The organism is Methylomonas sp. EFPC1 (genome assembly GCF_016925515.1).
In the GTDB taxonomy this organism is placed as follows: Bacteria; Pseudomonadota; Gammaproteobacteria; order Methylococcales; family Methylomonadaceae; genus Methylomonas; species Methylomonas defluvii.
In genome coordinates, this window is the sequence record NZ_CP070494.1 from 1,145,331 (window position 1) to 1,169,124 (window position 23,794).

Annotated in this window: 22 protein-coding genes; 12 read left to right on the forward strand and 10 right to left on the reverse strand. The window is 53.9% G+C overall.

Translation table 11 applies throughout. From position 1 onward, the window contains the following. The 6 genes from JWZ98_RS05445 (at position 1) to JWZ98_RS05470 (ending at position 7,797) form a co-directional block, all read left to right on the forward strand. On the forward strand, positions 1-597 hold the full coding sequence (locus tag JWZ98_RS05445) for an SH3 domain-containing protein (protein ID WP_205453560.1): 597 nt from the start codon (positions 1-3) through the stop codon (positions 595-597). Positions 598-860: 263 nt separating this feature from the next. Continuing rightward, a complete protein-coding gene (locus JWZ98_RS05450; protein WP_205453561.1) occupies positions 861-1,493 on the forward strand; it encodes a DUF4194 domain-containing protein in 633 nt (210 codons plus the stop codon). A 229-nt stretch (positions 1,494-1,722) separates the two neighbouring features. Then, positions 1,723-5,100 carry an SbcC/MukB-like Walker B domain-containing protein gene (locus JWZ98_RS05455; protein ID WP_205453562.1) on the forward strand — a complete coding sequence of 1,126 codons (3,378 nt, stop codon included), beginning with the start codon at positions 1,723-1,725 and terminating at the stop codon, positions 5,098-5,100. After that, positions 5,097-6,305, forward strand: a complete 1,209-nt coding sequence (locus JWZ98_RS05460) for a Wadjet anti-phage system protein JetD domain-containing protein (protein WP_205453563.1) — start codon at positions 5,097-5,099, stop codon at positions 6,303-6,305. The genes JWZ98_RS05455 and JWZ98_RS05460 overlap by 4 nt, the downstream gene beginning before the upstream one ends. Positions 6,306-6,307: 2 nt before the next feature. Next, entirely contained in the window at positions 6,308-7,108 is an 801-nt protein-coding gene (locus JWZ98_RS05465) for a 4'-phosphopantetheinyl transferase superfamily protein (protein ID WP_240348225.1), read from the forward strand. A 272-nt stretch (positions 7,109-7,380) separates the two neighbouring features. Further along, a complete protein-coding gene (locus JWZ98_RS05470; RefSeq protein WP_225893035.1) occupies positions 7,381-7,797 on the forward strand; it encodes a hypothetical protein in 417 nt (138 codons plus the stop codon). 87 nt (positions 7,798-7,884) lie between these two features. Here the strand turns inward: JWZ98_RS05470 and JWZ98_RS05475 are convergent, their stop codons facing one another. Continuing rightward, a complete protein-coding gene (locus JWZ98_RS05475; protein ID WP_033158867.1) occupies positions 7,885-8,568 on the reverse strand; it encodes a response regulator transcription factor in 684 nt (227 codons plus the stop codon). Further along, the gene (locus JWZ98_RS05480) at positions 8,565-9,917 is read right to left on the reverse strand and encodes a sensor histidine kinase (protein WP_033158868.1); all 1,353 of its coding nucleotides are present in this window, start codon (positions 9,915-9,917) and stop codon (positions 8,565-8,567) included. The genes JWZ98_RS05475 and JWZ98_RS05480 overlap by 4 nt, the downstream gene beginning before the upstream one ends. Before the next feature lie 193 nt (positions 9,918-10,110). Here JWZ98_RS05480 and JWZ98_RS23365 point away from each other — a divergent pair, with 193 nt between their 5' ends. Further along, the gene (locus JWZ98_RS23365) at positions 10,111-10,242 is read left to right on the forward strand and encodes a hypothetical protein (RefSeq protein WP_256438966.1); all 132 of its coding nucleotides are present in this window, start codon (positions 10,111-10,113) and stop codon (positions 10,240-10,242) included. Continuing rightward, positions 10,239-10,751: a DUF2380 domain-containing protein gene (locus tag JWZ98_RS05485; protein ID WP_033158869.1), complete on the forward strand. Its 513-nt coding sequence runs from the start codon at positions 10,239-10,241 to the stop codon at positions 10,749-10,751. Before JWZ98_RS23365 ends, JWZ98_RS05485 begins: the two co-directional genes overlap by 4 nt. A 70-nt stretch (positions 10,752-10,821) precedes the next feature. Here JWZ98_RS05485 and rpsI read toward each other — a convergent pair whose 3' ends face one another. From rpsI to def, 8 genes are all read right to left on the reverse strand, one after another. Next, positions 10,822-11,211 carry a 30S ribosomal protein S9 gene (gene rpsI / locus JWZ98_RS05490; RefSeq protein ID WP_033158870.1) on the reverse strand — a complete coding sequence of 130 codons (390 nt, stop codon included), beginning with the start codon at positions 11,209-11,211 and terminating at the stop codon, positions 10,822-10,824. A gap of 15 nt (positions 11,212-11,226) precedes the next feature. Then, entirely contained in the window at positions 11,227-11,655 is a 429-nt protein-coding gene (gene rplM, locus JWZ98_RS05495; protein ID WP_020482941.1) for a 50S ribosomal protein L13, read from the reverse strand. A 73-nt stretch (positions 11,656-11,728) separates the two neighbouring features. Then, the gene (locus JWZ98_RS05500) at positions 11,729-13,090 is read right to left on the reverse strand and encodes a sigma-54 dependent transcriptional regulator (RefSeq protein WP_033158871.1); all 1,362 of its coding nucleotides are present in this window, start codon (positions 13,088-13,090) and stop codon (positions 11,729-11,731) included. Next, entirely contained in the window at positions 13,087-15,243 is a 2,157-nt protein-coding gene (locus JWZ98_RS05505; RefSeq protein WP_033158872.1) for an ATP-binding protein, read from the reverse strand. Before JWZ98_RS05505 ends, JWZ98_RS05500 begins: the two co-directional genes overlap by 4 nt. Continuing rightward, the gene (locus JWZ98_RS05510) at positions 15,225-15,752 is read right to left on the reverse strand and encodes a DUF4390 domain-containing protein (RefSeq protein ID WP_205453564.1); all 528 of its coding nucleotides are present in this window, start codon (positions 15,750-15,752) and stop codon (positions 15,225-15,227) included. The genes JWZ98_RS05505 and JWZ98_RS05510 overlap by 19 nt, the downstream gene beginning before the upstream one ends. A 13-nt stretch (positions 15,753-15,765) precedes the next feature. Continuing rightward, complete coding sequence (rsmB, locus tag JWZ98_RS05515) at positions 15,766-17,061, reverse strand: 16S rRNA (cytosine(967)-C(5))-methyltransferase RsmB (protein ID WP_205453565.1); 1,296 nt, start codon at positions 17,059-17,061, stop codon at positions 15,766-15,768. Then, positions 17,058-17,984, reverse strand: coding sequence for a methionyl-tRNA formyltransferase (gene fmt / locus JWZ98_RS05520; protein WP_205453566.1), 927 nt, complete (start codon positions 17,982-17,984; stop codon positions 17,058-17,060). The genes rsmB and fmt overlap by 4 nt, the downstream gene beginning before the upstream one ends. 12 nt (positions 17,985-17,996) lie before the next feature. Further along, complete coding sequence (def, locus tag JWZ98_RS05525) at positions 17,997-18,500, reverse strand: peptide deformylase (RefSeq protein WP_205453567.1); 504 nt, start codon at positions 18,498-18,500, stop codon at positions 17,997-17,999. Between the two features lie 280 nt (positions 18,501-18,780). Here def and JWZ98_RS05530 point away from each other — a divergent pair, with 280 nt between their 5' ends. The 4 genes from JWZ98_RS05530 (at position 18,781) to topA (ending at position 23,792) form a co-directional block, all read left to right on the forward strand. Beyond that, entirely contained in the window at positions 18,781-19,812 is a 1,032-nt protein-coding gene (locus JWZ98_RS05530) for a LysM peptidoglycan-binding domain-containing protein (RefSeq protein WP_205453568.1), read from the forward strand. 68 nt (positions 19,813-19,880) lie between these two features. Continuing rightward, entirely contained in the window at positions 19,881-20,978 is a 1,098-nt protein-coding gene (gene dprA / locus JWZ98_RS05535) for a DNA-processing protein DprA (protein WP_240348226.1), read from the forward strand. 8 nt (positions 20,979-20,986) lie between these two features. Continuing rightward, the gene (locus tag JWZ98_RS05540) at positions 20,987-21,454 is read left to right on the forward strand and encodes a DUF494 domain-containing protein (protein ID WP_205453569.1); all 468 of its coding nucleotides are present in this window, start codon (positions 20,987-20,989) and stop codon (positions 21,452-21,454) included. 16 nt (positions 21,455-21,470) lie between these two features. Continuing rightward, the gene (gene topA, locus JWZ98_RS05545; RefSeq protein WP_205453570.1) at positions 21,471-23,792 is read left to right on the forward strand and encodes a type I DNA topoisomerase; all 2,322 of its coding nucleotides are present in this window, start codon (positions 21,471-21,473) and stop codon (positions 23,790-23,792) included. Positions 23,793-23,794 lie beyond the last annotated feature (2 nt).

The following is a 23,794-nucleotide window of genomic DNA, read 5'->3' on the forward strand; positions in this document are numbered from 1 at the left end:
ATGTTTAATCGTTTTGGTTTCATCATGGCAATATTGATGGCGACCGAAGTCGGAGCCGTCGAAACCAACCAATTTCACTCGGGTGTTTATGAGCAACTCCGCTTGGCGGTGGCGCCGGACGGCCAAATTACCGGTTACTATCGTGAAGAGCAAGGGGAAGGCGTGAGCAAAACCTGCAGCTTTTACCTGCGTGGACAATCAAATGGAGATTCGGCCTCGCTGACGACATGGAATGTTGATCACTTTCCCGGCGAACTCCGCATCCAGGCCGCCGGAGTCAATTTGAAGGTGGAGCACGGTAACGAACATCCAGGATGCGGAATGCTGTTGCCACCAGCCATCGAACAAGGCCTGAATTACGATAAGGTGACGGAAACCCAATGGACTGAGTTGAGGGTCATATCGAGTCCCAAGACTTACTTCCATTCCGAACCTAAGGCTGGCGCCAAGCTCAAGTCTTATTTGGTGAAAGGGGATGTAGTTGGCGTGGTGGGTGCCGAGGGAGACTGGCTGCAGGTTGAGTACCCAGGGACAAAGAAAATGATCCGCGGCTGGATCAGTAACAGTGATTTAGCCGTATTTAAGTCAGGTCAATAGGCCTAGGCAAGATTACGCTCTACGAGGTGGGTTTTGCATCCAGCCATAAACATTTAAATATGGCCGAAGCAGCCATACCCGTTTATAGCCGGTTGAAAAACCCGTCTGCAGATTCATGGGGCTTTGTTTGTTAAGCGCGTAAAATTCCGTTTTTCCAGTCCAGTTGGTCATGGATAGTGGCATCAGCAGATTATCTCTGTTGGTTTTCGTTTTGCCCTAAAATACGTGCAATTCAACGCCTGCTCAATCAATACGAGATAAACATGACGGAAACCGACCTAGAGATGGCGCCGCAATACGACCTGTCGGCCTTGGTCATTCCGTTATTGAAAGGAGTGATCTACCAGGAAACCGACGGCGGCCTTTGGAATGCCCTGCTGAATCTACAAGCCAGGGTGCGGGATTACGTGGCGGTGTTGGGTTTGGAGTTGGTGTTGGATGAGGCTGAGGGTTATGCGTTTTTGCGTTCGCGGCAGGCGGATGCCGAAGACGACGAAGCGGCCGCCAGGTTGCCGCGTTTGATCGCGCGCCGGCCGCTGTCGTTTCCAGTCAGCTTGCTGTTGGCCTTGCTGCGCAAGCGTTTGGCCGAGTTCGACCGCGGCGGCGGCGAGACTCGGCTGGTTTTGTCGCGCGAGGACATCGTCGAGTTGATCCGGGTGTTTTTGCCGCCACGCAGCAACGAGGCGCGGCTGATCGACCAGATCGAAACTCATATCAACAAGGTGGTCGAACTGGGTTTCTTGCGCAAACTCAAGGCGGCTTCCGGGCAGTCGGCCAATTACGAAGTCAGGCGGATATTGAAAGCTTTCGTCGATGCTCAATGGCTGTCGGAATTCGATGCCCGGCTGGCGGAGTATCAAACGCAGTTAGTTAGCGGCGGGGAAGTCGGAGAGTGATTGTTCGTAGATTGATCCCCGCCGCTCTTTCTCGTCGGGACAATACCGTTAGGTATATCGTGGTTTATCCCCCTCTTTTTCAAAGAGGGGCTAGGGGAGATTTTCTAAATAAATCCCCCTCGATCCCCCTTTTGCAAAGGGGGAGGCAGCTAAAGCCAAGGGATATTTCCACCGTTAGACAGGGCTTCCATTCCGTTTTACAACGTCTCAAGCCAAATTCCGCTAAGCCATGACCATCAATAAGGAAATGCAACTCTCCCTGGATTTCGTCGACGATGACGCCTTGTCCGGCTTTCGCTTGCAACGCCTGGAAGTTTATAACTGGGGCACCTTCGACGGCCGGGTTTGGGTCTTGCATTTGAATGGCCGCAACGCGCTGTTGACCGGCGACATCGGTTCCGGCAAATCGACTTTGGTCGATGCGGTAACGACTTTATTGGTGCCGGCCCACCGCATCGCCTACAACAAGGCCGCCGGCGCCGATGCCAAGGAGCGCAGCCTGCGTTCCTATGTGTTGGGCCATTACAAATCCGAGCGCAATGAGGTCAGTGGCAGCGCCAAACCGGTGGCCTTGCGCGGTGACAACAGTTATTCGGTGATCTTGGGCGTGTTCCACAACGCCGGCTACGACCAGACCGTGACTATCGCGCAGGTGTTCTGGATCGCCGACCGCCAGGGTCAACCGGCGCGGCTGTATGCCGGTTGCGAACGCGACTTGAGCATCGCCGCCGACTTCGCCGATTTCGGCAGCGACATAGGCCAATTGCGTAAAAAGTTGCGCGGCCTGGGCGCCGATTTGCACGACAGCTTTCCGCCCTACGGTGCCTGGTTTCGCCGCCGCTTCGGCATCGACAACGAACAGGCGCTGGAACTGTTCCATCAAACCGTATCGATGAAATCGGTCGGCAATCTGACCGACTTCGTGCGTAGCCACATGCTGGAACCCTCGGAAGTCGCGCCGCGCATCACCGCGCTCATCAACCATTTCGACGACCTTAACCGCGCCCACGACGCGGTACTGAAGGCCAAACGCCAAGTTGGCTTGTTGACGCCCTTGGTCGGCGACTGCGACAAACACACGCAATTGACCGAACAAACCGAGGAACTGCGCGCCTGCCGCGAGGCGCTGAGGCCTTATTTCGCCGGTCTAAAGCTCGGCTTGCTGGAAAAACGTTTGGCCGGTTTGGCCGACGAGTTGAGCAAACAAGGCGCGCAAGTGGAACGCTTGAGCGAACGCAAACAGCAACAGCAAAGCGAGGAACGCGAACTGCGCCGCAACATCGCCGACAATGGCGGCGACCGAATCCAGCGCATCGCGGAAGACATTCTGCGCCTGCAAGACGAACTGAGCCGGCGCCGCGACAAGGCCAAACGTCACGAACAACTGGTGCGGACCTTGGACTTGCCGGCCCCGGAAGACGCCGACGCCTTTCTGGCCCAGCAAAGGCAATTCGCCGATTTGCAGGAAAGCGCGGCGGTGCGCGAGGCGGATTTGCAGAACCAGGACAGCGAAACCAGCGTCGCCTTCGCGCAAGGGCGGCAGGAACATCAGGCTTTGCAAGCCGAGATCGACAGCCTGAAGGCGCGGCGCAGCAATATCGACGATATTCAAATCCAACTGCGGCGGATGCTGTGTTCGGCGCTGGGCTTGGCCGAAGACGAGATGCCTTTCGCCGGCGAACTGATACAGGTGCGCGACGAGGAAAAGGACTGGGAAGGCGCGGCCGAGCGTTTGCTGCGCAGTTTCGGCTTGTCGCTGCTGGTGCCGGATCAACATTATGCGGCGGTCGCCGAATGGGTGGACCAGACTCATCTAAAGGGCCGGCTGGTGTATTTCCGGGTACGCCCTGGCCAGCGCGCCGAACTGCCCAGTCTGCATCGGGATTCCTTGGCCCACAAGTTGGCGGTCAAGCCGGATTCGGCATTTTACGACTGGCTGGAGCGGGAAATCGGCCACCGTTTCGACGTGGCCTGTTGCGCGACGCCCGAACAGTTCCGCCGCGAACAAAAAGCCATCAGCCGCGCCGGCCAGATCAAGGCGCCGGGCGAACGCCACGAAAAAGACGACCGCCACCGCCTCGACGACCGCAGCCGTTATGTGCTGGGTTGGTCGAACTCCGCCAAGATCGCCGCATTGGAAAATAAAGCCAAGGTTCTGGAAAACCAACTGGCCGAGTTGGCCGGAAAGCTGGCCGAATTCGACAAGGCACACAAGGCCGTCAAGGCGCAACTGGATACCTTGTCCAAGCTGGATGAATACCGCGATTTCCGCGAACTGGATTGGCGGCCGCTGGCCGGCGACATCGCTAGGTTGCAAGACGAGAAACGCCAGTTGGAAGCCGAGTCGGATTTGTTGAAGGCCTTGAGCGAACGCCTGGAAACCCTGCAAACGGCGCTGCAGGAAACCGAGCGCTCGCTCGGCGACAAGATCAAGGAACTGGGCGCAACCGAGCAACGCCAACAGGCCGCCGAAGCCTTGATGCGGCAAACCCAAACCCTGCTTGACGAAGCCGATGATGCTCATGCCGAGCGTTACCCCAAACTGGAGGCGATGCGGCCGGAAGCCTTGGGCGAACATCATTTGTCGGTGGAATCCTGCGACAACCGCGAACAAGACATGCGAGGCTGGCTGCAGACCCGCATCGAAAACGAGACCAAAAGGCTCAATTACTTGCGCGACAAGATCATCGACGCGATGCGCGGCTATTGCGCGGCCTTCCCGTTGGAAACCCAGGAAGTCGATGTCGGCATCGCCGCCGCTCACGAATATCAAACCATGTTGCAAAGCTTGCAGGCCGACGACCTGCCGCGCTTCGAGGCTCGCTTCAAGGAATTGCTCAACGAAAACACTATCCGCGAGGTCGCCAACTTCCAGTCGCAACTGGCCCGCGAGCGGGAAACCATCAAGGAGCGCATCTCGCTGATTAACGAATCCTTGACCCAAATCGACTACAACACCAACCGCTTCATCGTGCTGGAAGCGCAACCGACGCCGGACGCCGACGTGCGCGATTTTCAAAGCGAGTTGCGCGCCTGCACCGAGGGCGCGTTGACCGGCTCCGACGACGAGCAATATTCGGAAAACAAGTTTCTGGAAGTTAAAAAGATCATCGAGCGCTTTCGCGGCCGCGAGGGTCAGGCCGAGCAGGATAGGCGCTGGACCGCTAAGGTTACCGACGTGCGCAACTGGTTCAATTTCGGCGCGAGCGAGCGCTGGCGGGAAGACGGCAGCGAGCATGAGCACTATTCCGACTCCGGCGGCAAATCCGGCGGCCAAAAGGAAAAACTGGCCTATACGATACTGGCGGCCAGCTTGGCTTATCAGTTTGGTTTGGAATGGGGCGCGGTGCGTTCGCGCTCGTTCCGTTTCGTGGTCATCGACGAGGCCTTCGGCCGCGGCTCGGACGAATCGGCGCAATACGGCTTACGGTTGTTCGAAAAACTCAATCTGCAACTGCTGATCGTCACGCCCTTGCAGAAAATTCACATCATCGAGCCCTACGTCGCGGCGGTCGGCTTCGTGCACAACGAAGAAGGCCGTTCCTCCAAACTGCGCAATTTGAGCATCGAAGAGTACCGCGCCGAACGCGCGGCGCGCGGCGGATGAGCAAGCCGGTCTGGACCTTGCCGGCCGAGTTGCGCGCCGAACTGGACAAACGCTGGCAACGCGGGCAAATCCTGACGGAAAGTTTGGCGCCGAGCGGCTTGTTTCCGCTGCGCATTCCGTTAAAGTCACCCAGCCCGGCGCAACTGGCCGCCGACTTTTCTGCCGTGCAGGCTTGGGTGGAACATTGGCTGAACGTTGAGGCCAAGCATTTTGCCGTCGAATGGCGCGACATCAATCATCGGCTGTCGGGGCGCAACCGTTTGCCGGCGGCGGTGGTTTTCGACAAGCCGGACGACGCGGCGGCGTATTTGAAAAAAGCCAAGGAATTGGCGGTTTTCGGGCAATTGGCGGCATCGCTGGTTGACGATTTCGCCGCCCTGCGGCCTTGGTTATTGAAATATCCGTTACGTGTCTTGGAGCACGCCGACGAATGGCAAAAATTGTTGAGCGTGGCTGGCTGGGTCGTAAAACATCCTCGGCCAGGCATTTATCTACGCCAAACCAGCCTGCCCCGTATCGACAGCAAATTCATCGAAAGCCGCAAGAAGTTGCTTGGCGAATGGCTGGATTTGCTGTTGCCGGCCGCGGCGATCGATTCTACGCAAACCGGCGTCGCCGGCTTCGAGTTGCGCTACGGCTTTTTGGCGAAGCCGGCGACGATTCGTTTCCGCTTACTGGATAGCCGGCTGCGGATTGCCGGCTTGAGCGATCTGACGGTGACCGCCGGGGAATTCGCGACTTTGAATTTGCAGGTCAAGCGGGTATTCGTCACCGAAAACGACATCAACGGCCTGGCGTTTCCGCCGTTTGCCGATAGCATGGTGATCTTCGGCAGAGGCTACGGGTTCGATGCCTTGGCGCAAGCCGAATGGTTGAAGGATAAGGAAATTCACTATTGGGGTGACATCGACACCCACGGCTTCGCTATCCTCAGCCAGTTTCGCCAGCATTTTCCGCAAGCCCAATCCTTGCTGATGGACGAGGCCACTTTAATCGCGCATCGCTCGCAATGGGTCGAAGAAGCTAGCCCGATTAACGCCGAATTGGCTTATTTGACAGTGGACGAGGCGGCGCTATACGACGTGTTGCGGGATCATCGTTATGGCCGTGGGCTGCGCCTGGAACAGGAGTATGTCAGCTTTGCGCTACTGTCGGAACGGCTGGCGGCGCTGGATTTGCTAACGGCTGGCGGCGAGGGCGCGTAGCGGTGAGTGCGTATTTCGTGGATGTTTGGCAAGGCAGATTGAGCGTATCTGCCGACACATTAGCGCGATTGGCGTCGCGATTATCGGACGACGAAATGTTGAAGGCGCAAGCGATCAAGCTTCCAACCTTACGTGATCGCTACGTTGCCACGCGCGGCATGTTGAGAGAAACGCTGGCCGGCTATTTGGCGGCCGATCCGGCGACGTTAAAATTCGTGTCCGGCCCCTACGGCAAGCCGGGTTTGATTGATGAGCCTTTACAATTCAATATCTCGCATACTGCTGATTTATTGTTAATAGCCATCGCTAATTTTGCTGACATTGGAATTGATGTGGAGACGGTTAAGCTGCGGCGCAATTTTGAAAATTTGGCGCAGCGTTGCTTTTCCGTGCGGGAGTATCAAGATTGGTGCGAACTGCCGGTGGAGTGGCAGGCGGACGCATTTTATCGGTTATGGACCAAGAAAGAGGCCTTTGTCAAAGCAGTCGGTCGCGGAATTGCTTTGGGCTTGGAGCAATGCGAGTTTGCAGTGGAGGCGGGTGGGCAGTTGCGAACTATTCCCGACGAGTATGGTTCGGCCAGTGCGTGGCTGGTTCACGAATTGAGTGTTGCTGCTGTTAATTCGGCCCTTAGCGTTTCGTGTTCCGGCGGTGGCTTGAGTTTGGCTCCTGAATTAGAGTCCGGATTTGGCGGTGATGACGGCTCTGGAGTATTGCAGAACCGAGTCGGCAACAACTGCGCGGCATTGGTTACGCCGGCCCGGTGCTATGCTTTGCGGCGGTTGTTGCTGCAAGCCGATTGAGGCTTACTGAAGCCTCGCAATCGGCTTGCAGCGATCGAAAACCCTTTGTGGTTTGTCCCGTCTATGTGGTTGCATTTGCCGGCTATGTGGGTTTTGTAACAAATATCTCTTCCTGTTATTAACGCGCCCCTCTGAATAATTGCCTTTGTTGAGCCACACAGGGCGCCGGATTGCTCACTAAAAGCGGTTTGCCGGCTTTGTTGCTGTCAATTAGTAACTTGGAACGGGATTTGCTGAGTAGACTAAAAAACGGACTATTTAGTGAGGTTGATATGACTATACACATTGCATCCATGATGCCGGACCGTGCGCTTGACGAGAGTGTCATCGCCAAAGCTATTACGAAAATTGCCGTTGATTTGGCAAGATTTCGTGATGAGCCGATACAAAAACGGACGCCGATCCTGGACTTGATATTTCTATTACCCAGCCGCCAGGAGAGGGCTGATTTCGAGGGTTTGCGTTTGCATTCGTTCGATAAAACCTCGCAGACTTTGCGGATAGAATGTGCCGTACCGGAAAAAATGGTGGCATCCACTCACGCTGAGCGTTTTGTGGTCGCGGTGATAATGGACACCATTGATGCCGCTGCAGAATTTTTCACCGAGCAGCGCATATTGTTTAATGCAGCCGGGCATTTGGCATTGGCGGAGGCGCTGGTGGTGCGTGAACACTATGCGATCAATTAATCGATAACTGAGTTTATCGAAGGGCGCGCCCGTCTGGGCTTCGGCGAGCTCAGCGCGAACGGAATACCCGTGATAAATAGCGCCGGGTTAATAGTGGCCTGCTTGAGCTGGATCGGTCAAGTCCAGTAAGCTAACCACATTCAGTTTGATCGCTAACCGCGTCAACTCGATGTCGCTGTTCACTCCCAGTTTGTTTTTGATCAGGTAATGGCAGTTGCCGACGGTTTTCCGGCTGATGTTAAGCGTATTGGCAATCTCGTCTTGCGTGTTGGCTTCGACCAGTAGGCGCAGAATTTCGAATTCTCTGGCGGTTAAACTATTCAGTGCTATCGAATCATTGCCGAGTTTTTCCAACGCCAACGCTTGGGCGATGTCGGTGCTGAGAATGTGTTTGCCAAGATAGACGTGCCGGATCGCCTGCAACAGCAAATCCGGTGTGCTGCTTTTGGTGACATAACCCAAAGCGCCGGCACGGCAGGCTTGGCGGGCAAAGCTGGGGTTTTGATGCATACTGAAAACCAGTATCCTGGCTTTGTGGTCGCGTTGTTTGAGGCGGCCTATCAATTCCAGGCCGCTTGAGCCGGGCATGGTTAAATCGGTTACGACCACGTCGGGTTGGCATTCCTTGTATAGGCAATAGGCGTCTACGCCGTTCGCGGCTTCGGCAATGACCTTTAAGTCTGTTTGTTTGCTGAGCAGCGAGCGGTAGCCCTCCCGGACTATTGCGTGATCGTCTACCAGCAAAATACTGATAGTGGTTTGCTCAGTCATTGGGCGCTCTCCGACTGCGCTGTTGGCAAGCGGGCTTCGATTATCAGACCATGCGGCTTGGCTATGCTTAAATTGAATTTGCCGTTTAAGGCAAGGATGCGTTCGCGCATGCCCAGCAAGCCTATGCCGTCGCCTGGCACAAACGGCAAAGTGCTGGCGTTGCCGTTGTCTTGTATGGTGATCGATGTCTCGGTGCCGTTGATTGTTAGTGTAATATCGGCTCGGCTGGCAGAGGCATGTTTGGCGATATTGCTGACGGCCTCTTGGGTGATGCGAAACAGACTGATTGCCAGCGATTCCGTCAACGTTCTGCAATCGCCGATGATGCGCAGGCTAAAGTGCGTCTTGCCCAGACGGTTCCAGCTTGCCACCAGGGTGCACAGGCTGGCGTCCAAGCCTAATTCTTCCAGCTCCGCCGGGCGTAAGCGAGTCAATAAGTTCCGCACACTTTGTTGCATGGCTTGGGTAAAGCGGGATATTTGCTCGGCCTCTGTGACTAGCTCAGGACAATTTTGCTGCGCCGTTTGAGCGATGACCGTCGTGACGGCGTGGATTGCAGTCAAGCATTGGCCTAATTCGTCGTGAAGTTCGCGTGCCAGGCAGTGGCGTTCCTCTTCCTGCAAGTTCATCAACATCACAGCCAGTTTTTGCCGTTCCGCTAAGAGTTGTTGCTGATTGTCGGCGAGTTGGTTGATTGCCGTGGCGGTGTGCCGCCATTCCACTAAGTCGAACGCGGGTAGTCGGAACGCCAAATCGCCTGTACTGAGCCGGTTTAATCCCGCCACAATAGTCTGAGCGGGAAGTAAGGCCCGGCTGATGGCCAAGTAAACCAGCAAGCAAACCGCTGTGATCGTTACCGCCGACAACGCCAGTAAATCTCGGACGTCGTCCCAAGCGCGGGTTATTGACAACTCTGCGCTAACCGAAACAGTTAATACGCCGTAAGCCTGGCCGTTGTAAGTTATCGGCCGCTGCCAGTCGAAGTTCGGTCCAAAAATTCGTCGATATAGTTCGGAAAAATACTCAGGATAGTGATGGGTGGACAAGTCGATGCCTTTGCAGTAGTTCCGCATCGTTTCGCCGTCATTAGCCAGATAGCTGGCACAAATGCCCGGTTCGCTAGCGGTCTGTTTCCATAAGTCAAAATCCGGGAAGGGGTTGGCCGGGTTTTCGCCCGCGCTGGCTTTGAATAACTGTAACTCCAGTTGTTTGCCCAGCGCGGCTAAGGTGTTTTGTGCTTGCGCTGCCGATTGTTGAGCGCTGCGATGCAGCACATAAGTCAGCGTCGCGAGTAAACACAGTAAGGCTACCCCCGCAATGCGGGTTAACAAATACAGTTTTAGATTCATGATCGATTCGTGGCGCGCTGATAGTCGGTGGATGTTGCTGAAAAGGCATTTTAGGTAGTTGAGTGGGTGCTGAATAGCTTGATAGCGAGATGCGGGCAATTTGCCCGAGTTTGCCGGGTGAATGTCGGCTTACGGGCGGCAGTTGCTTACTTAAGCTGAGATCCTCTAAATCGGCTTAATTGGGAGGCTCAACATGCTTAAAACAGTGACTGTCAGAAATATTATGGCTATACCGCGCGAAGCGGTATGGTCTGCGATGGCCGGTATTGGGGGTTTGGAGCGATGGTTTCCGGTGAGTCGTTATCTGGGTTCGGAGGTATTATGAATATTGTCAGCTTGATTAAATGCGTGTCGTTGGTTGTGGGTATGTCAGCCGCAGAGGTCAACGCCGCGCCGCGGATAGCGGTTTTGGATTTTGAATTGAACGACATAACGTCGCTGCCGAACACGTCGACGGAAATTAGCCGCACTTCCAGTATGGCGCCTTTGTTGATGGCAGCCTTAAGCCGGTCGGGTGCTTATCAAATCGTAGCTGTCGATGCGGAAAGTCAGAAAACCGCCAACAGCGGCTTTGGCTACTTGTTTCGCTTTCACGATTTGGCAGCAGACTTGGGGCAGCAGCGGGGTGCGGATTGGGTGCTGGTTGGTCAACATAGCAAACCGAGCTTTTTGTTCTCGTATCTGTGGGTATATTTGATCGACGTTAATAAGCGAGCGGCGGTAGCGCGTTATGACATCGAGTTGAAGGGTAGTCATCAGAAAGTCACTCAGCACGCTATCGATACCTTGGCTGGAAAGATCAGAGCTACGCTTGCTGGGCACAGGGTCAATTAGTTTTACGGTTGCAATAGGTATAAAAAAAGCCGCTGAGTAGCGGCTTTTCTTTGTTCCCAATAAGAAACGTTTAACGTTTTGAGTATTGAGGACGTTTTCTGGCTTTGTGCAAGCCGACTTTTTTACGTTCAACTTCACGAGCATCGCGAGTTACGTAACCGGCTTTTCTCAATGGTGGTCTCAAGGCTTCGTCGAAAACCATCAATGCACGGGTCAGACCGTGGCGAATGGCGCCAGCTTGGCCTGAAGGGCCGCCGCCGGTAACGACGATGTTGATGTCGAAATCACCGGTTTTACCCAACAACTCCAAAGGTTGTCTGGCAATCATTTCGTCGGTTTTGCGGCCGAAATATTGTTCAACAGGGAGTTTGTTGATGGTGAATTTTCCTGAACCGACTGTGGCGTAGACGCGAGCGATTGCGCTTTTGCGACGACCTGTTCCGTAGTATTGAGCTGCCATAAACTATCTACCTGCTTAGAATTCTAAAACTTTAGGTTGCTGAGATTGATGATTATGCTCAGAACCTGCGTAAACTTTCAATTTTTTGAACATGGCGCGGCCCAATGGATTTTTGGGCAGCATGCCTTGTACGGCGGTGGTGATGATCCGGTCCGGGAAAGTTTGTCTTAACTTGCCCAAAGAAGCTGACTTCATGTTGCCGACATAACCGGTATGGCGGTAATACATTTTGTCTTTTTCTTTGTTGCCGGTCACGCCGATTTTTTCGGCGTTGATGACGATGATGTAATCGCCGGTGTCAACGTGTGGTGTGAATTCGGGTTTGTGTTTTCCGCGAAGACGTCGTGCAATTTCAGTAGCAAGGCGACCTAATGTCTTTCCTTCTGCATCAATCACGTACCAATCGCGCTTAACTTCTGCGGGCTTTGCACTAAATGTTTTCATCTTTGCTTTTTAGTCTGTTGAGGCTATAAAAACCGTGAATTGTACTTAATAGGGGCGTTAACTTCAAGTCCAATTAAAGCTTAATTTTCAGGGAGTGCAATTTTCGGTATAAGTGCGTGCGCTCCATGCCGATAGCCGATGCCAGTTTGGCGACGCTGCCGCCGGTTTTTTCGAAATGATATTCCAGGTAGGATTTTTCGAAATGGTCGCGGGCTTCCTTCAGCGGCAAATTAAAAAACTCCGGTACATTCAAGCCTAGTTTGGGTTGTTCGGCGATCGAACCCAGCGCGGTTTTGACTTCGTCAAGCTCAATGTCGTCGCCGGCACCGAGTATCATCAGCCGCTGTACCAGATTACGCAGTTCGCGTACATTACCCGGCCAGCTGTAATTACGCAAATAATTTTGCGCGGCCATCGAGAAACGCCGGAACGGCAGCTTTTCCTGGGTGACGAAATGATCGACATAAAAATTCAACAGGCTGGGTACGTCTTCACTGTGTTCGCGTAGCGGCGGAATCTCCAGTGTCACGACGTTCAGCAAATAGTAAAGATCCTGACGGAAGCGGCCGCTGTTGACTTCTTCTTCCAAAGACATGCGGGTGGAAGCGACGACTCGTACGTCAACACGCACCGCTTGGCTGCCGCCAACCCGCAGGAACGAGCTGGATTCCAGCGCACTGAGCAAGCGAGTTTGAGTTTCCGGGTCCATGCCGCCGATTTCACCCAGAAATAGCGTGCCGCGATGAGCTTGTTCCAACAGGCCGCGATATACTCGGCCGTTGTCTTCGCGGCCGAAAAACTCCACCGCCGAGTTTTCCGGGGAGATACTGCCGACCGACACATCAACAAACGAGCCGTCGCGCCGCGAACTATTGTTGTGCAAATAGCGGGCGAACATTTCCTTACCGACCCCGGCTTCGCCGACGAATAACACTCTGGCGTCGTGCTGAGCCAGGCGCTTTAACTTATCCTTGGTACGTTCCACCACCGCGCTTTTGCCGACCGGGTCCACGCCTATCATCAGCTGTTGTTTCAAGCCGGCGTTTTCGCGCTGCAAAGAGCTGGTCTCCAGTGCGCGTTCGACGATCAGCAGCAACTTAGCCAGCGATAATGGCTTTTCCAAAAAGTCGTAGGCGCCAAGCCGAGTCGCTTCCACGGCTGATTCCACTGAGGCATGTCCGGACATCATAACCACCGGACATAGTGCGTCATCTTCGCTGACCCATTCCCGCAGCAGCGTGATGCCGTCGCTGTCCGGCATCCAGATGTCGAGCAGGATCAGATTGGGCGGGCGCTGATTTTTCAGGGCTTTAGCTTCCGTGGCGTTTTCCGCCATGGCGACATCGTAACCTTCATCCTCAAGAATTTCCGACACCAACTGACGAATGTCCTGCTCGTCATCGACCACCAAAATATACGGTGCTTGCTTATTCATTTAAAGTTCCCAAATTCAAAAACCGGCAGCTGGAGTAAAAACCCCGCGCCGCCATTATAAGACGTATCCACCCAAATCACCCCGCCATGTTCTTCCACGATCTTTTTGACAATAGCCAGGCCCAGGCCGGTACCTTTGGCCTTGCTGGTTACGTAGGGGTCGAAAATGGTTTCAAGCTGTTCCGCGTTCAAGCCGTTGCCGTTGTCGTAGATGCCCAATTCGACATAGTCGGTGTTGTTCCGGCTGACTTTGGCGATTTTGATCTCGATGCGGCAGGGCGCCGTGGTGGCCTCTTGGGCGTTTTTGATCAGGTTGTGCAGTACTTGGCGCAGGCTGACCGGGTCCGCTTCGACCAGCACCCGGTCGCTTGCAAACTTGGTGCTGAAAACAATGCCGGAGGGCAGGTATAAAGCCACGACTTCCTGAATCAGATCAACCAGATTGATTTTTTCCACTTGTTTCTTGGACGGGCGGGCGTATTCGGAAAAATCGTCCACCATCCGCTTCATGGCTTCCACCTGTTGGACGATGGTGCGGGTGCCGCGTTGCAGAAATTCGGCGGAACCGTCCTGTAATTCCTTGGAGAGCTTGTGCTGTAAACGCTCGGCGGACAGTTGGATCGGCGTCAACGGATTTTTGATTTCATGCGCCAGACGCCGCGCCACTTCGCCCCAGGCTGCGTTTTTCTGTGCCTGAATCAGGTCGGTGACATCGTCGAACACTACCACCGCGCCGGTGCGGGCGCCGTGCTGCGAGAACAGTGGCGTACCTCGGCACAACAGTTCCTGACGGCCGTTGGGGCCGAGAAACACGATGCGTTGCTCCCAAATATCGTCGGCTTTTTCCAGCAGGCTTTGGATCGCATTCAGTACATCGGCCAGTTCGCTGTGCAGGGTCGCCAAAGTCGGTAAAGTCTCGCCGACGAAATGACTGACCGGGATATGTAAAATCCGGTAGGCGGCCTGGTTGGCGGTACGGATGTAAAAGGCGGCGTCAAAACTGATGACCCCGGCCGTGAGATTGGCCAGGATGGTTTCCAGATACGCGCGTTGGTTTTCCACTTCCAGACCGGCAACACGGGTTTCGTCGCGGGAGCGGGCGATGCGCCGGGTCATTTGATTGAAGGATTCCACCAAAAAGCCCAGATCATCCTGATTCATCACCGGTAGTTGTTGCTGATAATCGCCGTCGGCGACCGCTTGCGTGCCTTTTACCAGCTCTTTAACCGGCGCGACGATGTTGCGGATGCTGATAAAAGCCACCCAAATCGCAGCCAACAGGCTGAGCAGCAACACCAGCAGCAGGATTAGCGAGAAGCTGGTTTTCAGTGAGTCGCGCAGGAAATTCATTTCCTGGTAACGGATGAAGGCAAATTCAATCGAGTCGGCCAAGTCGGTTACCCGCACCGGAATCGGAAACAAGGCTTGCAAAAATCGGCTTTGATCCGCTTCGATAGCCACGATGATACGTACCAGCATTTCATCATTATCGCCGGGATCGAAAGCAAAATATTCCTTATTCTGCCGCAGCTGTAGCCAGATTTGTTCATCGGGAAGGTGCGGCAAAATATCGCTGGGGTTGACGCTGCTGGAGGCCAATACCCGGCCTTGGTTGGAAAATACCGCAATCTCCAATGCCCCGGAATCCGCCCACAGCGAGCCCACTTCCATCGCGATCAGGGCCTCCGATTTGTCGCGGAGTTGATCGGCCATTTGCTTGGTTTGCTTGATATGCCAGTTCATGCGTTGATTCAGCGAGGACTGGCTCAACTCCAGTGCATCGTCCATCGCCCGGTCTACTTCCACGTTAAACCAGCTGTCTATGCCTTGATGCAGAAATTGCACTGAGAAATAAAACACGATGGCCGCCGGCGCCAAAGCCAGCAACACGAACAAGGACACCATGCGCGTGGTCAGCCGAGAGCCGGCCTCCTTTTTCTTTAATTCCCGCACCAGCGAATAGGTGTTGAACGCCACCAAGCCCAGCAAAATCACCGATCCCAGCGTGTTGATGACCAACAGCCAGGAATACATTTCGCCGAGTTCCGATGATTCTTGGGTGGCGCTGCTCATCAATTGCAGCGACAGCAATACGAAGCCGAACAGCAGGATAATCGTGGCGCTGGCCGGTAATTTTATTTTTGAATGGGCCATGTGTGCCAGGCGCTAGAAAGAAACCACTGGTTGTCCAGATAGGCGACCGGACGCAGCGGTATTGGCAACTGCTCGCGGTTGAATTGAGTTTTTACCGCCAGCAGGTAAGGCGTGCCGGCTGTCACTTGTTCGGCGGGAATTGGCATGCTGTCATGCACGGCCGCCATGAAATTCATGGCCGCGCTCAAGGTTAAAAACATTTCGCTGCGGTCGAACGGGGTTTGCACCACATATTGATTCAGCAAGGCATGGAATTGCAGGCTGTAAGTCAGTTTGTGTTTATGGATTATCGTATCCCATAGCACGCCGGGTTGGCGCAGTTCTATTGTGACGTCCCAGGTCAAGCGCACACCTTTGTGCAGTGCTTCTTTGGCAGTCGGACTGAGCCGGTAATCGATATGAGCCTGCACGTCATAACCGTCATCGACACGATCCAAATCGGCATATTCGATTCGCGCGGCATATTCGCCGGCTTCAGCCATGCCTGGCGCAATGTGCAGGCAGAGCATCAATGCCGCGTACCTAAGGGACTTTGTAAAGCTTGGCATAATAAAAGCCGTCCATTTGCCGGTCACCGGTGATGATTTGCCGGCCGTGCGGACGGGACATGCCCCAGTGCGCCTCGATATGAATTTCGCTGGCATTGCTGTGTCGGGCAAGGAAAGCGGCGATTTGCGCCTCGTTTTCCTGTTTTAGGACCGAACAGGTGGCGTACAGCAAGATGCCGCCAGGTTTTAGTAATTGCCAGGCGTTATCAAGAATCTTGGTTTGCAGCGCTTGCAGGGCGGCAATATCGTCGGCGCGGCGCAGTATTTTGATGTCGGGATGGCGGCGGATCACGCCGAAGCCGGAGCAGGGCGCGTCCAGCAGTATCCGGTCAAATTGGCGGTCGCCGGCCCATGATCCGGATTGACTGGCATCGGCGACTAAGGTTTCGGCCTGTAAGTGTAAGCGCTGTAAATTGTCGGTCACGCGCTCCAAGCGTTGTTGATCGACATCGACCGCCAGCAGGCCGTCCAAAGCGGGTTGGCGTTCCAGAATCGCCGCCGTCTTGCCGCCAGGCGCGGCGCATAGATCCAGCACCTGTTGGCCGGATTGCGCATCGAGCAGTTCTGCGGCCAGTTGTGCGGCAGTGTCCTGCACTGAGACTCGGCCTTGATTAAAAGAAGGCAGTTGCTCGACGGCCAGGGCTTGGTCCAGCCGTATTGCGCTCTGGCAACAGTCTACTGGCTGAGCAGCTATGCCTTGCCCGGTAAGGTCGTCCAGATAGGCGGCTCGGCTGCCTTGCAGTAAGTTGACGCGCAAAGCCATGGGCGGCGCTTGGTCGTTGGCACGCAGGATTTTTTCGTAATGTTCCGGCCAGTCTTGCTTCAGCAAATTCACTATCCAGTTCGGATGGTTATAGTGGGCTTGGGTGTCCCCGGTACAGGCCTGCTGCAAGGTTTCGGCCTCGCGTAAATATTGTCGGAGTATCGCGTTAACCAAAGACTTGGCCCAAGGTTTATGGCTGGTGGCTGCCACGGTTTCCGACACGGCGGCGTGCGATTTAACCCGCATGTGTTGCAGTTGATACAGGCCGATTAGCAGCAAGGCTTTAATGTCGCCGTCTTTTTGTTTGAGCGGCTTGCTGAGCAAGCGGCCCAGCATAAAATCTAGTGCGTAGTAATGGCGGATGACGCCGTAGCACAAGGCTTGGACGAAAGCTCGGTCTTTGACATCCTTGATTTTGGGCAGGCCGTGTTCCAGGGCGGCGGTCAGTGATTGGCCGTCGCTAAGGACGCGCGCGAGTATCTGTGCCGAGCAGCCGCGCAGATTCATGAGCCAAGCATAACGCGGTCAGAGGGGTGGGCATTCATAAAGTCTTTGCCGGCTATGCGTTTGCCACTGGGGAGTTGCACTTCCAGCAGGCGCAGCACACCGTCGCCGGTGGCGACATCCAGTGCATGTTCCGCGCAACTGATGGTGCCGGGTGCTTGTTCTGCGCGTCGATTAAGCACCTGGCTGCGCCAGACCCGCAATACTTGGCCTCGATACAGGGTCTGCGCTACCGGCCAGGCATTCAGGCCGCGGACTTTACGATCCAGCTCTACAGCAGAGTATTGCCAATCCAAGTTGGATTCCTGCTTTTCCAGTTTGTGGGCGTAAGTAACCAGCGCTTCGTCTTGCGGTTCCGCTTGCAATGAGCCATTGGCTATCTGGTCGACCACTTTAACCAGCCCTTCGGCACCCATTTGTGCCAATTGAGCGTGCAGGCTGCTGGACGTGGCGTCGGCGCTGATCGGGCATTCGGCTTTGTACAGCATGTCACCGGCATCGAGTTTTTTTACGACTTTCATGATGGTGATGCCGGTTTTAGCATCGCCCGCCATGACGGCCCGGTGAATCGGTGCCGCGCCGCGCCAGCGCGGCAGCAGCGAACCGTGCACATTGATACAGCCTTGTTTAGGTATGTCCAAAACCGCTTGCGGCAGAATCAGACCGTAAGCGACGACGACCATTAAATCGGCATCCAGTGCCGCTAATTGGGCGATAGATTCGGGGCTTTTGAAGTTTTCCGGCTGATACACCGGAATGTTGGCGGCTACGGCCAGGGCTTTGACCGGGCTGGCGGTCAGCTTGCGGCCGCGTCCGGCGGGGCGGTCGGGCTGAGTATAAACCGCGCAGACTTGATGCGGCGAATCCAGTAAGGCCTGCAAGGTAGGAACCGCAAAATCCGGCGTACCGGCGAACACGATTTTCATGAAATGTCCTGATTAGCCTTGCGACTTGTGAATTTTATCCAACTTAGCTTTGATACGGTTGCGCTTGAAAGCCGAGAGATAATCAACGAATAACTTGCCTTCCAGATGATCCATTTCATGCTGAATGCAGACAGCCAACAAGTCGCGCGCTTCCAGTTCAAAGCTTTCGCCGTCGCGGTTTAACGCCTTGACTTTGATATGTTCGGCGCGACTGACTTTTTCGAAAAAGCCCGGTACGGACAGGCAGCCTTCTTCGGACTCTTCGACGCCGTCGCGCTCTATGATTTGCGGATTGATCAGGCAGATCGGTTCGTCCTTGTTCTCGCTGACATCCATCACGATCACGCGCTTATGTACGTTTACCTGGGTTGCCGCCAAGCCCACGCCCTTGGCGGCATACATGGTTTCGATCATGTTATCGACCAAGGTTTTGATGCTGTCATCGACTGTGTCTACCTCGGCCGCGACATTGCGCAACCGTTTATCGGGAAACTCCAGAATTGTAAGAATACTCACCCATCACTCCACTTGCGAACTGTAATAGTGGGATTTTATCCGAAATTGCCTTGCGTTTGAATGTGAAGACTAAATAGGGCCGGGTTTAGTCTGGAACGGCTCGTGCTGGCATAATGCCCGAATTAATCTAAACTGTGCGGCAAATCGATGGTTGATTTTTTACGCATTTGTTTCAAATTGGACTGGGCGGCATGCAAAGCAGCGGCGCTTGCCGATTTTGCCTTTGGACGCTTCGTCCGGCGGATTTTGAACGGTTTTATAAGCTCTGGCAGGATAAATTATGTTTTTTCGCGCGATACTGGGAATATTGATACCACTGGTTTTTGCCGCAGTGGCTTGGGCCGACGAGCTGAAAATAAACCCCAATCATCCCGATCAGTACACGGTTGTTAAAGGTGATACCTTGTGGGACATTTCCGGGAAGTTTTTACAGCACCCCTGGGAATGGCCGCAGCTATGGCACAACAATCCGCAAATCAAGGATCCGCATTGGATCTACCCGGGCGACACCTTGTATTTTTCCTACGTGAACGGTGTGCCGCGCTTGAGCTTCTCACCGGATGGTAATGACGAAAAACTGTTGCCGCGAGTGCGCGAGTCCGATATTGATCAAGCCATTAAAACGATTCCCAGCGATGCCATCGTGCAATTCTTGAATTCGCCGAAAGTCGTCACCGCGGAGGAGTTGCAGCAGGCGCCTTATGTCATCGGCTTTGTCGGTGAACATTTGATCGCCGGGGCAGGAGACGGCGTTTACGTTCGGGCCATCGAAAACCCGCCAGGCTTGGGGTATACCATTTATCGGGCAGGCAAGGCCTATGTCAGTCCGGTTACCAAGGAAATTTTGGGCTACGAAGCGCAATATATCGCTGATACCACGCTACAGGAACCGGGTGATCCGGCCACCTTGCTGATTAATAAATCCGATATGGAAATTCAACGCGGCGACCGCTTGATGCCTACTTCTGAGGGTGAGTTAGCCTTAAATTATTTTCCAAGACCTCCTAAACATCAGGTGGTGGGCAGCATCATTCAGGTGAAGGGTGGTGTGTCGCAGATCGGTCAGCGCGATGTGGTGGTTATCGATAAAGGTACTGCCGACGGTTTGGAAGTGGGGCATACCTTGGATGTGTATCGCAAAGGGCATGTCGTCGTGGATAGGTATCAATCCCAGGAAGCTGTAGCTGTGAAAATGCCGGATGAACTGGCCGGCGTGTTGATGGTGTTTCGGCCGTTCGAACGGGTCAGCTATGCTTTAGTGATGCAGGCAACCGCTGCGATGCACACTCTGGATAGAGTGCAGACGCCCTAATGGATGCCCGAGCTAACGATATTCAATCGGGTTGGTTTAAGCCGCTCCGGTTTGTTCTCTAACCTGTTTTGGAAGCCGCGCTCAATCCGCAAATCAAGTACTGGCTGGCGATGCTGCGTAGTCCCGGCGTCGGCAGTCAGGCCATTCAGCGCTTGCTGGCACATTTTGAGCCAGAACAGATATTCTCGGCATCGCGAACCACTTTAACTGGCTTGGGTTTCAGCGAAAAGCTCATCGATGCGCTGCAAAAACCGGATTGGCAAAAGGTCGAAGACGATATTGGTTGGCTGGAGCAAGCCGGAAATTATGCGTTGACCTTGGATGATACTGAGTATCCGGCGCAACTAAGAGAAATTGCAAATCCTCCCCCGGTTTTATTTGTCAAAGGCAATCCTGCATTGTTGCTAGAGCCGCAGTTGGCAATAGTTGGTAGCCGTAACCCTTCTCCCGTCGGCGTCAGCACGGCAATTCAATTTGCAGAGACATTGGCTGCAGCTGGGTTTGTCGTAACCAGTGGCTTGGCCTTGGGCATCGATGCCGCGAGTCACCAAGGTGCTTTAAACGTAAACGGGCAAACCATAGCCGTGGCCGGCACCGGTTTGGATCGCGTTTATCCGGCTTGCCATAAGCAATTGGCTACCCAAATAGTTGAGCATGGTGCGCTGGTCTCCGAGTTTCCACCCGGTACTGGTGCCAAAGCCAATCACTTTCCCAGGCGAAACCGCATCATCAGCGGTTTGTGCGTCGGATTATTGGTGGTCGAGGCCGCCCAGCAAAGCGGTTCGTTGATCACCGCGCGCTTGGCGCTTGAGCAGAATCGTGAGGTTTTTGCGATTCCCGGTTCCATTCACAACCCTTTGGCGCGCGGTTGCAATGCATTAATTCGCCAAGGCGCCAAATTAGTCGAAACCGCGCAAGATATTTTTGAGGAATTAGGTCATTATAATCAAAGGTATATGCGATCCGAGTCGGAATTAGCGCAGACTTCGCTTGACCTGGAGCAGCAAAATCTATTGAAATTGATTCCGTACAGTCCCACAACGGTCGATGCTCTGGTCCAAGAAAGCGCTTGGTCGGCGGAAGAAGTTTCCTCGACGCTGTTGGTGCTGGAGTTACAAGGCTACATTGCCGCACTTGCCGGTGGTGGCTACCTCAGAGTCAAATAAAGGTTCTAATGAAAGAAGATATTTTCGATGTGCTCATTTATCTGTTTGAGAATTATCTGGATGGCGACAGCGATAACTATCCGGATACTGCCGTGATTGCCAGCGAGTTGCTGGATGCGGGTTTTCAGCAGCCTGATGTCAACAAGGCGTTCGATTGGCTGGAATCTTTAGCTGAAATTGAGAGCATCACACCGGCGGTTTCCTCTTCGTTCCGCATTTTTAGCGGTCAGGAAGTCTCCGTGTTCGACATGGAATGCCGTAATTTCCTGATGTATCTTGAGCACAGCGGCATCTTGACACCGATGAACCGCGAGATAGCGATTGATCGGGCAATGGCCCTGAAAGACGAAAATATTACGCTGGATAAATTGAAATGGATTGTATTGATGGTGTTATTAAGTCAACCCGGCGATAGCGCCGCTTTCTCCCGAATGGAAGACATCGTTTACGATTTGATACCTACTTCTTTACATTGATTTTTCTACGGACAGCATGAGCAAAAGTTTAGTCATTGTAGAGTCGCCGGCGAAATGCAAAACCATCGAAAAATATCTGGGTAAGGACTTCCAGGTATTGGCCTCATACGGTCACGTCCGCGACTTGATTCCCAAAGAGGGCGCGGTCGATCCGGAAAACGGTTTTGCGATGAAATACCAGGTGATTGATCGCAACCAACGCCATCTGCAAGAGATAGGCAAAGCGATAAAAAATGCCGATACACTGTATCTAGCGACTGACCCTGATCGCGAAGGCGAGGCGATTTCCTGGCATGTGTTCGAGCATCTGAAAGAAAAAAAACTGCTAAAAGACAAGGAAGTGCGGCGGGTGGTGTTTCATGAAATCACTAAAAAGGCCGTCACCGAGGCTATCGCTCACCCCACCGAGTTATCCAATAATCTGGTCAATGCGCAACAGGCGCGGCGAGCTTTAGATTATTTAGTCGGTTTTAATTTATCGCCGTTGCTGTGGAAAAAAATCCGCCGCGGATTATCCGCTGGTCGCGTGCAAAGCCCGGCGTTGCGGATGATCGTCGAACGCGAAATGGAAATCGAGGCGTTCAAGACTCGTGAATACTGGTCGCATATCGCCGAAGCCAGCGCGCAAGGCTTGCCGTTTAAAGCCAAATTAACGCATTTCAACGGCGAAAAACTGAATCAATTCAGTTTTACCAACGAAGCGCAAGCGACTGAAGTCAGGCAAAACTTATTGGAAGCCGCCGATGGTCAGCTGATCGTCGCCAAGCTGGAAAAAAAGCAACGCAGTAAAAATCCGGCGCCGCCGTTTATCACTTCGACTTTACAACAGGAAGCAGCTCGCAAGCTGGGTTTTACCACCAAGCGGACCATGATGGTGGCGCAACAGCTTTACGAGGGTATCGATTTGGGCGGTGAAACCGTCGGTTTGATTTCCTATATGCGTACCGACTCGGTCAATTTGGCCGAAGAGGCACTTGCCGATATTCGGGCGCTGATCGCGGAAAAATATGGCGCCGATGATGTGCCGAAAGAGCCGCGCCGATTCAAAACCAAATCTAAAAATGCTCAGGAAGCTCATGAGGCGATTCGGCCAACGTCCGTGCAGCGCTTGCCTGAACTGGTGAAAGACCGGCTCAGCGCCGAGCAATTCAAACTTTACGATCTGATCTGGAAGCGTACCGTTGCTTGCCAGATGATACATGCCACTTTGAATCAGGTGGCTGTCGATCTCAATTGCGGCAGCGATAAAAACGTATTTCGCGCTACCGGTTCTACGGTGACCAATCCCGGTTTCATGAAGGTGTATCTGGAAGGCGTGGACGACAGCAAGGAGGCAGCCGACGATCAGGATAGCCTGTTGCCGCCGATGGAAGAAGGGCGGCCTGTTGTATTGAATGAAATTGCAGCTACCCAACACTTTACCGAGCCACCTCCGCGTTACAGCGAGGCGAGTCTGGTAAAAGCCTTGGAAGAGCATGGCATCGGCCGGCCGTCCACTTATGCGACGATAATCTCGACCTTGCAAAACCGAGAATATGTGACGATCGACAACAAGCGGTTTTATCCAACGGATGTGGGGCGCATTGTTAACAAGTTCTTGACCGAGCATTTCACAAAATACGTCGATTACAGTTTTACCGCTAATCTCGAAGATGATCTGGATGCCGTGTCGCGCGGCGAGAAGGATTGGATTCCATTGATGAACGACTTCTGGCGGCCGTTTACTCAGTTGATCAACGAGAAAGAAGAAAGTGTACAGCGCAAGGATGTGACTCAGGAAAGTATCGACGAAAAATGTCCGGAGTGCAGCAGTCCGCTGTCGATTCGTTTGGGGCGGAATGGCCGTTTTATTGGATGTACCAATTATCCGACGTGTTCGTATACACGAAATTTGGGGGATGACAATGCCGGCGCTACGTCTGCGGAACCGGAAGTGGTGGAAGGGCGGGTGTGTCCGAAATGCGAGTCGACGCTGGTTATAAAGACCGGCAAGTATGGCAAGTTTGTCGGTTGTAGTGGGTATCCTAAATGCAAACACATCGAGCCCTTGGAAAAGCCTTCAGATACCGGCGTTGAATGTCCGCAGTGCAAGAATGGGGCGATCCTAAAACGCAAGGCGCGCAGCGGGAAGATTTTTTATTCTTGCTCGGAATATCCAAAATGCGATTATGCCTTGTGGGACGCGCCGATCAAGGAAAGTTGCCCAGATTGTAATTGGCCGATTTTGACCTTGAAAACCACCAAGCGCCGTGGCACAGAAAAAGTCTGTCCGCAGAAAGAGTGTAAATACGCAACACCGTACGAGGGTGATCCGGACGACGCAAACGGACCGGCTTGAGC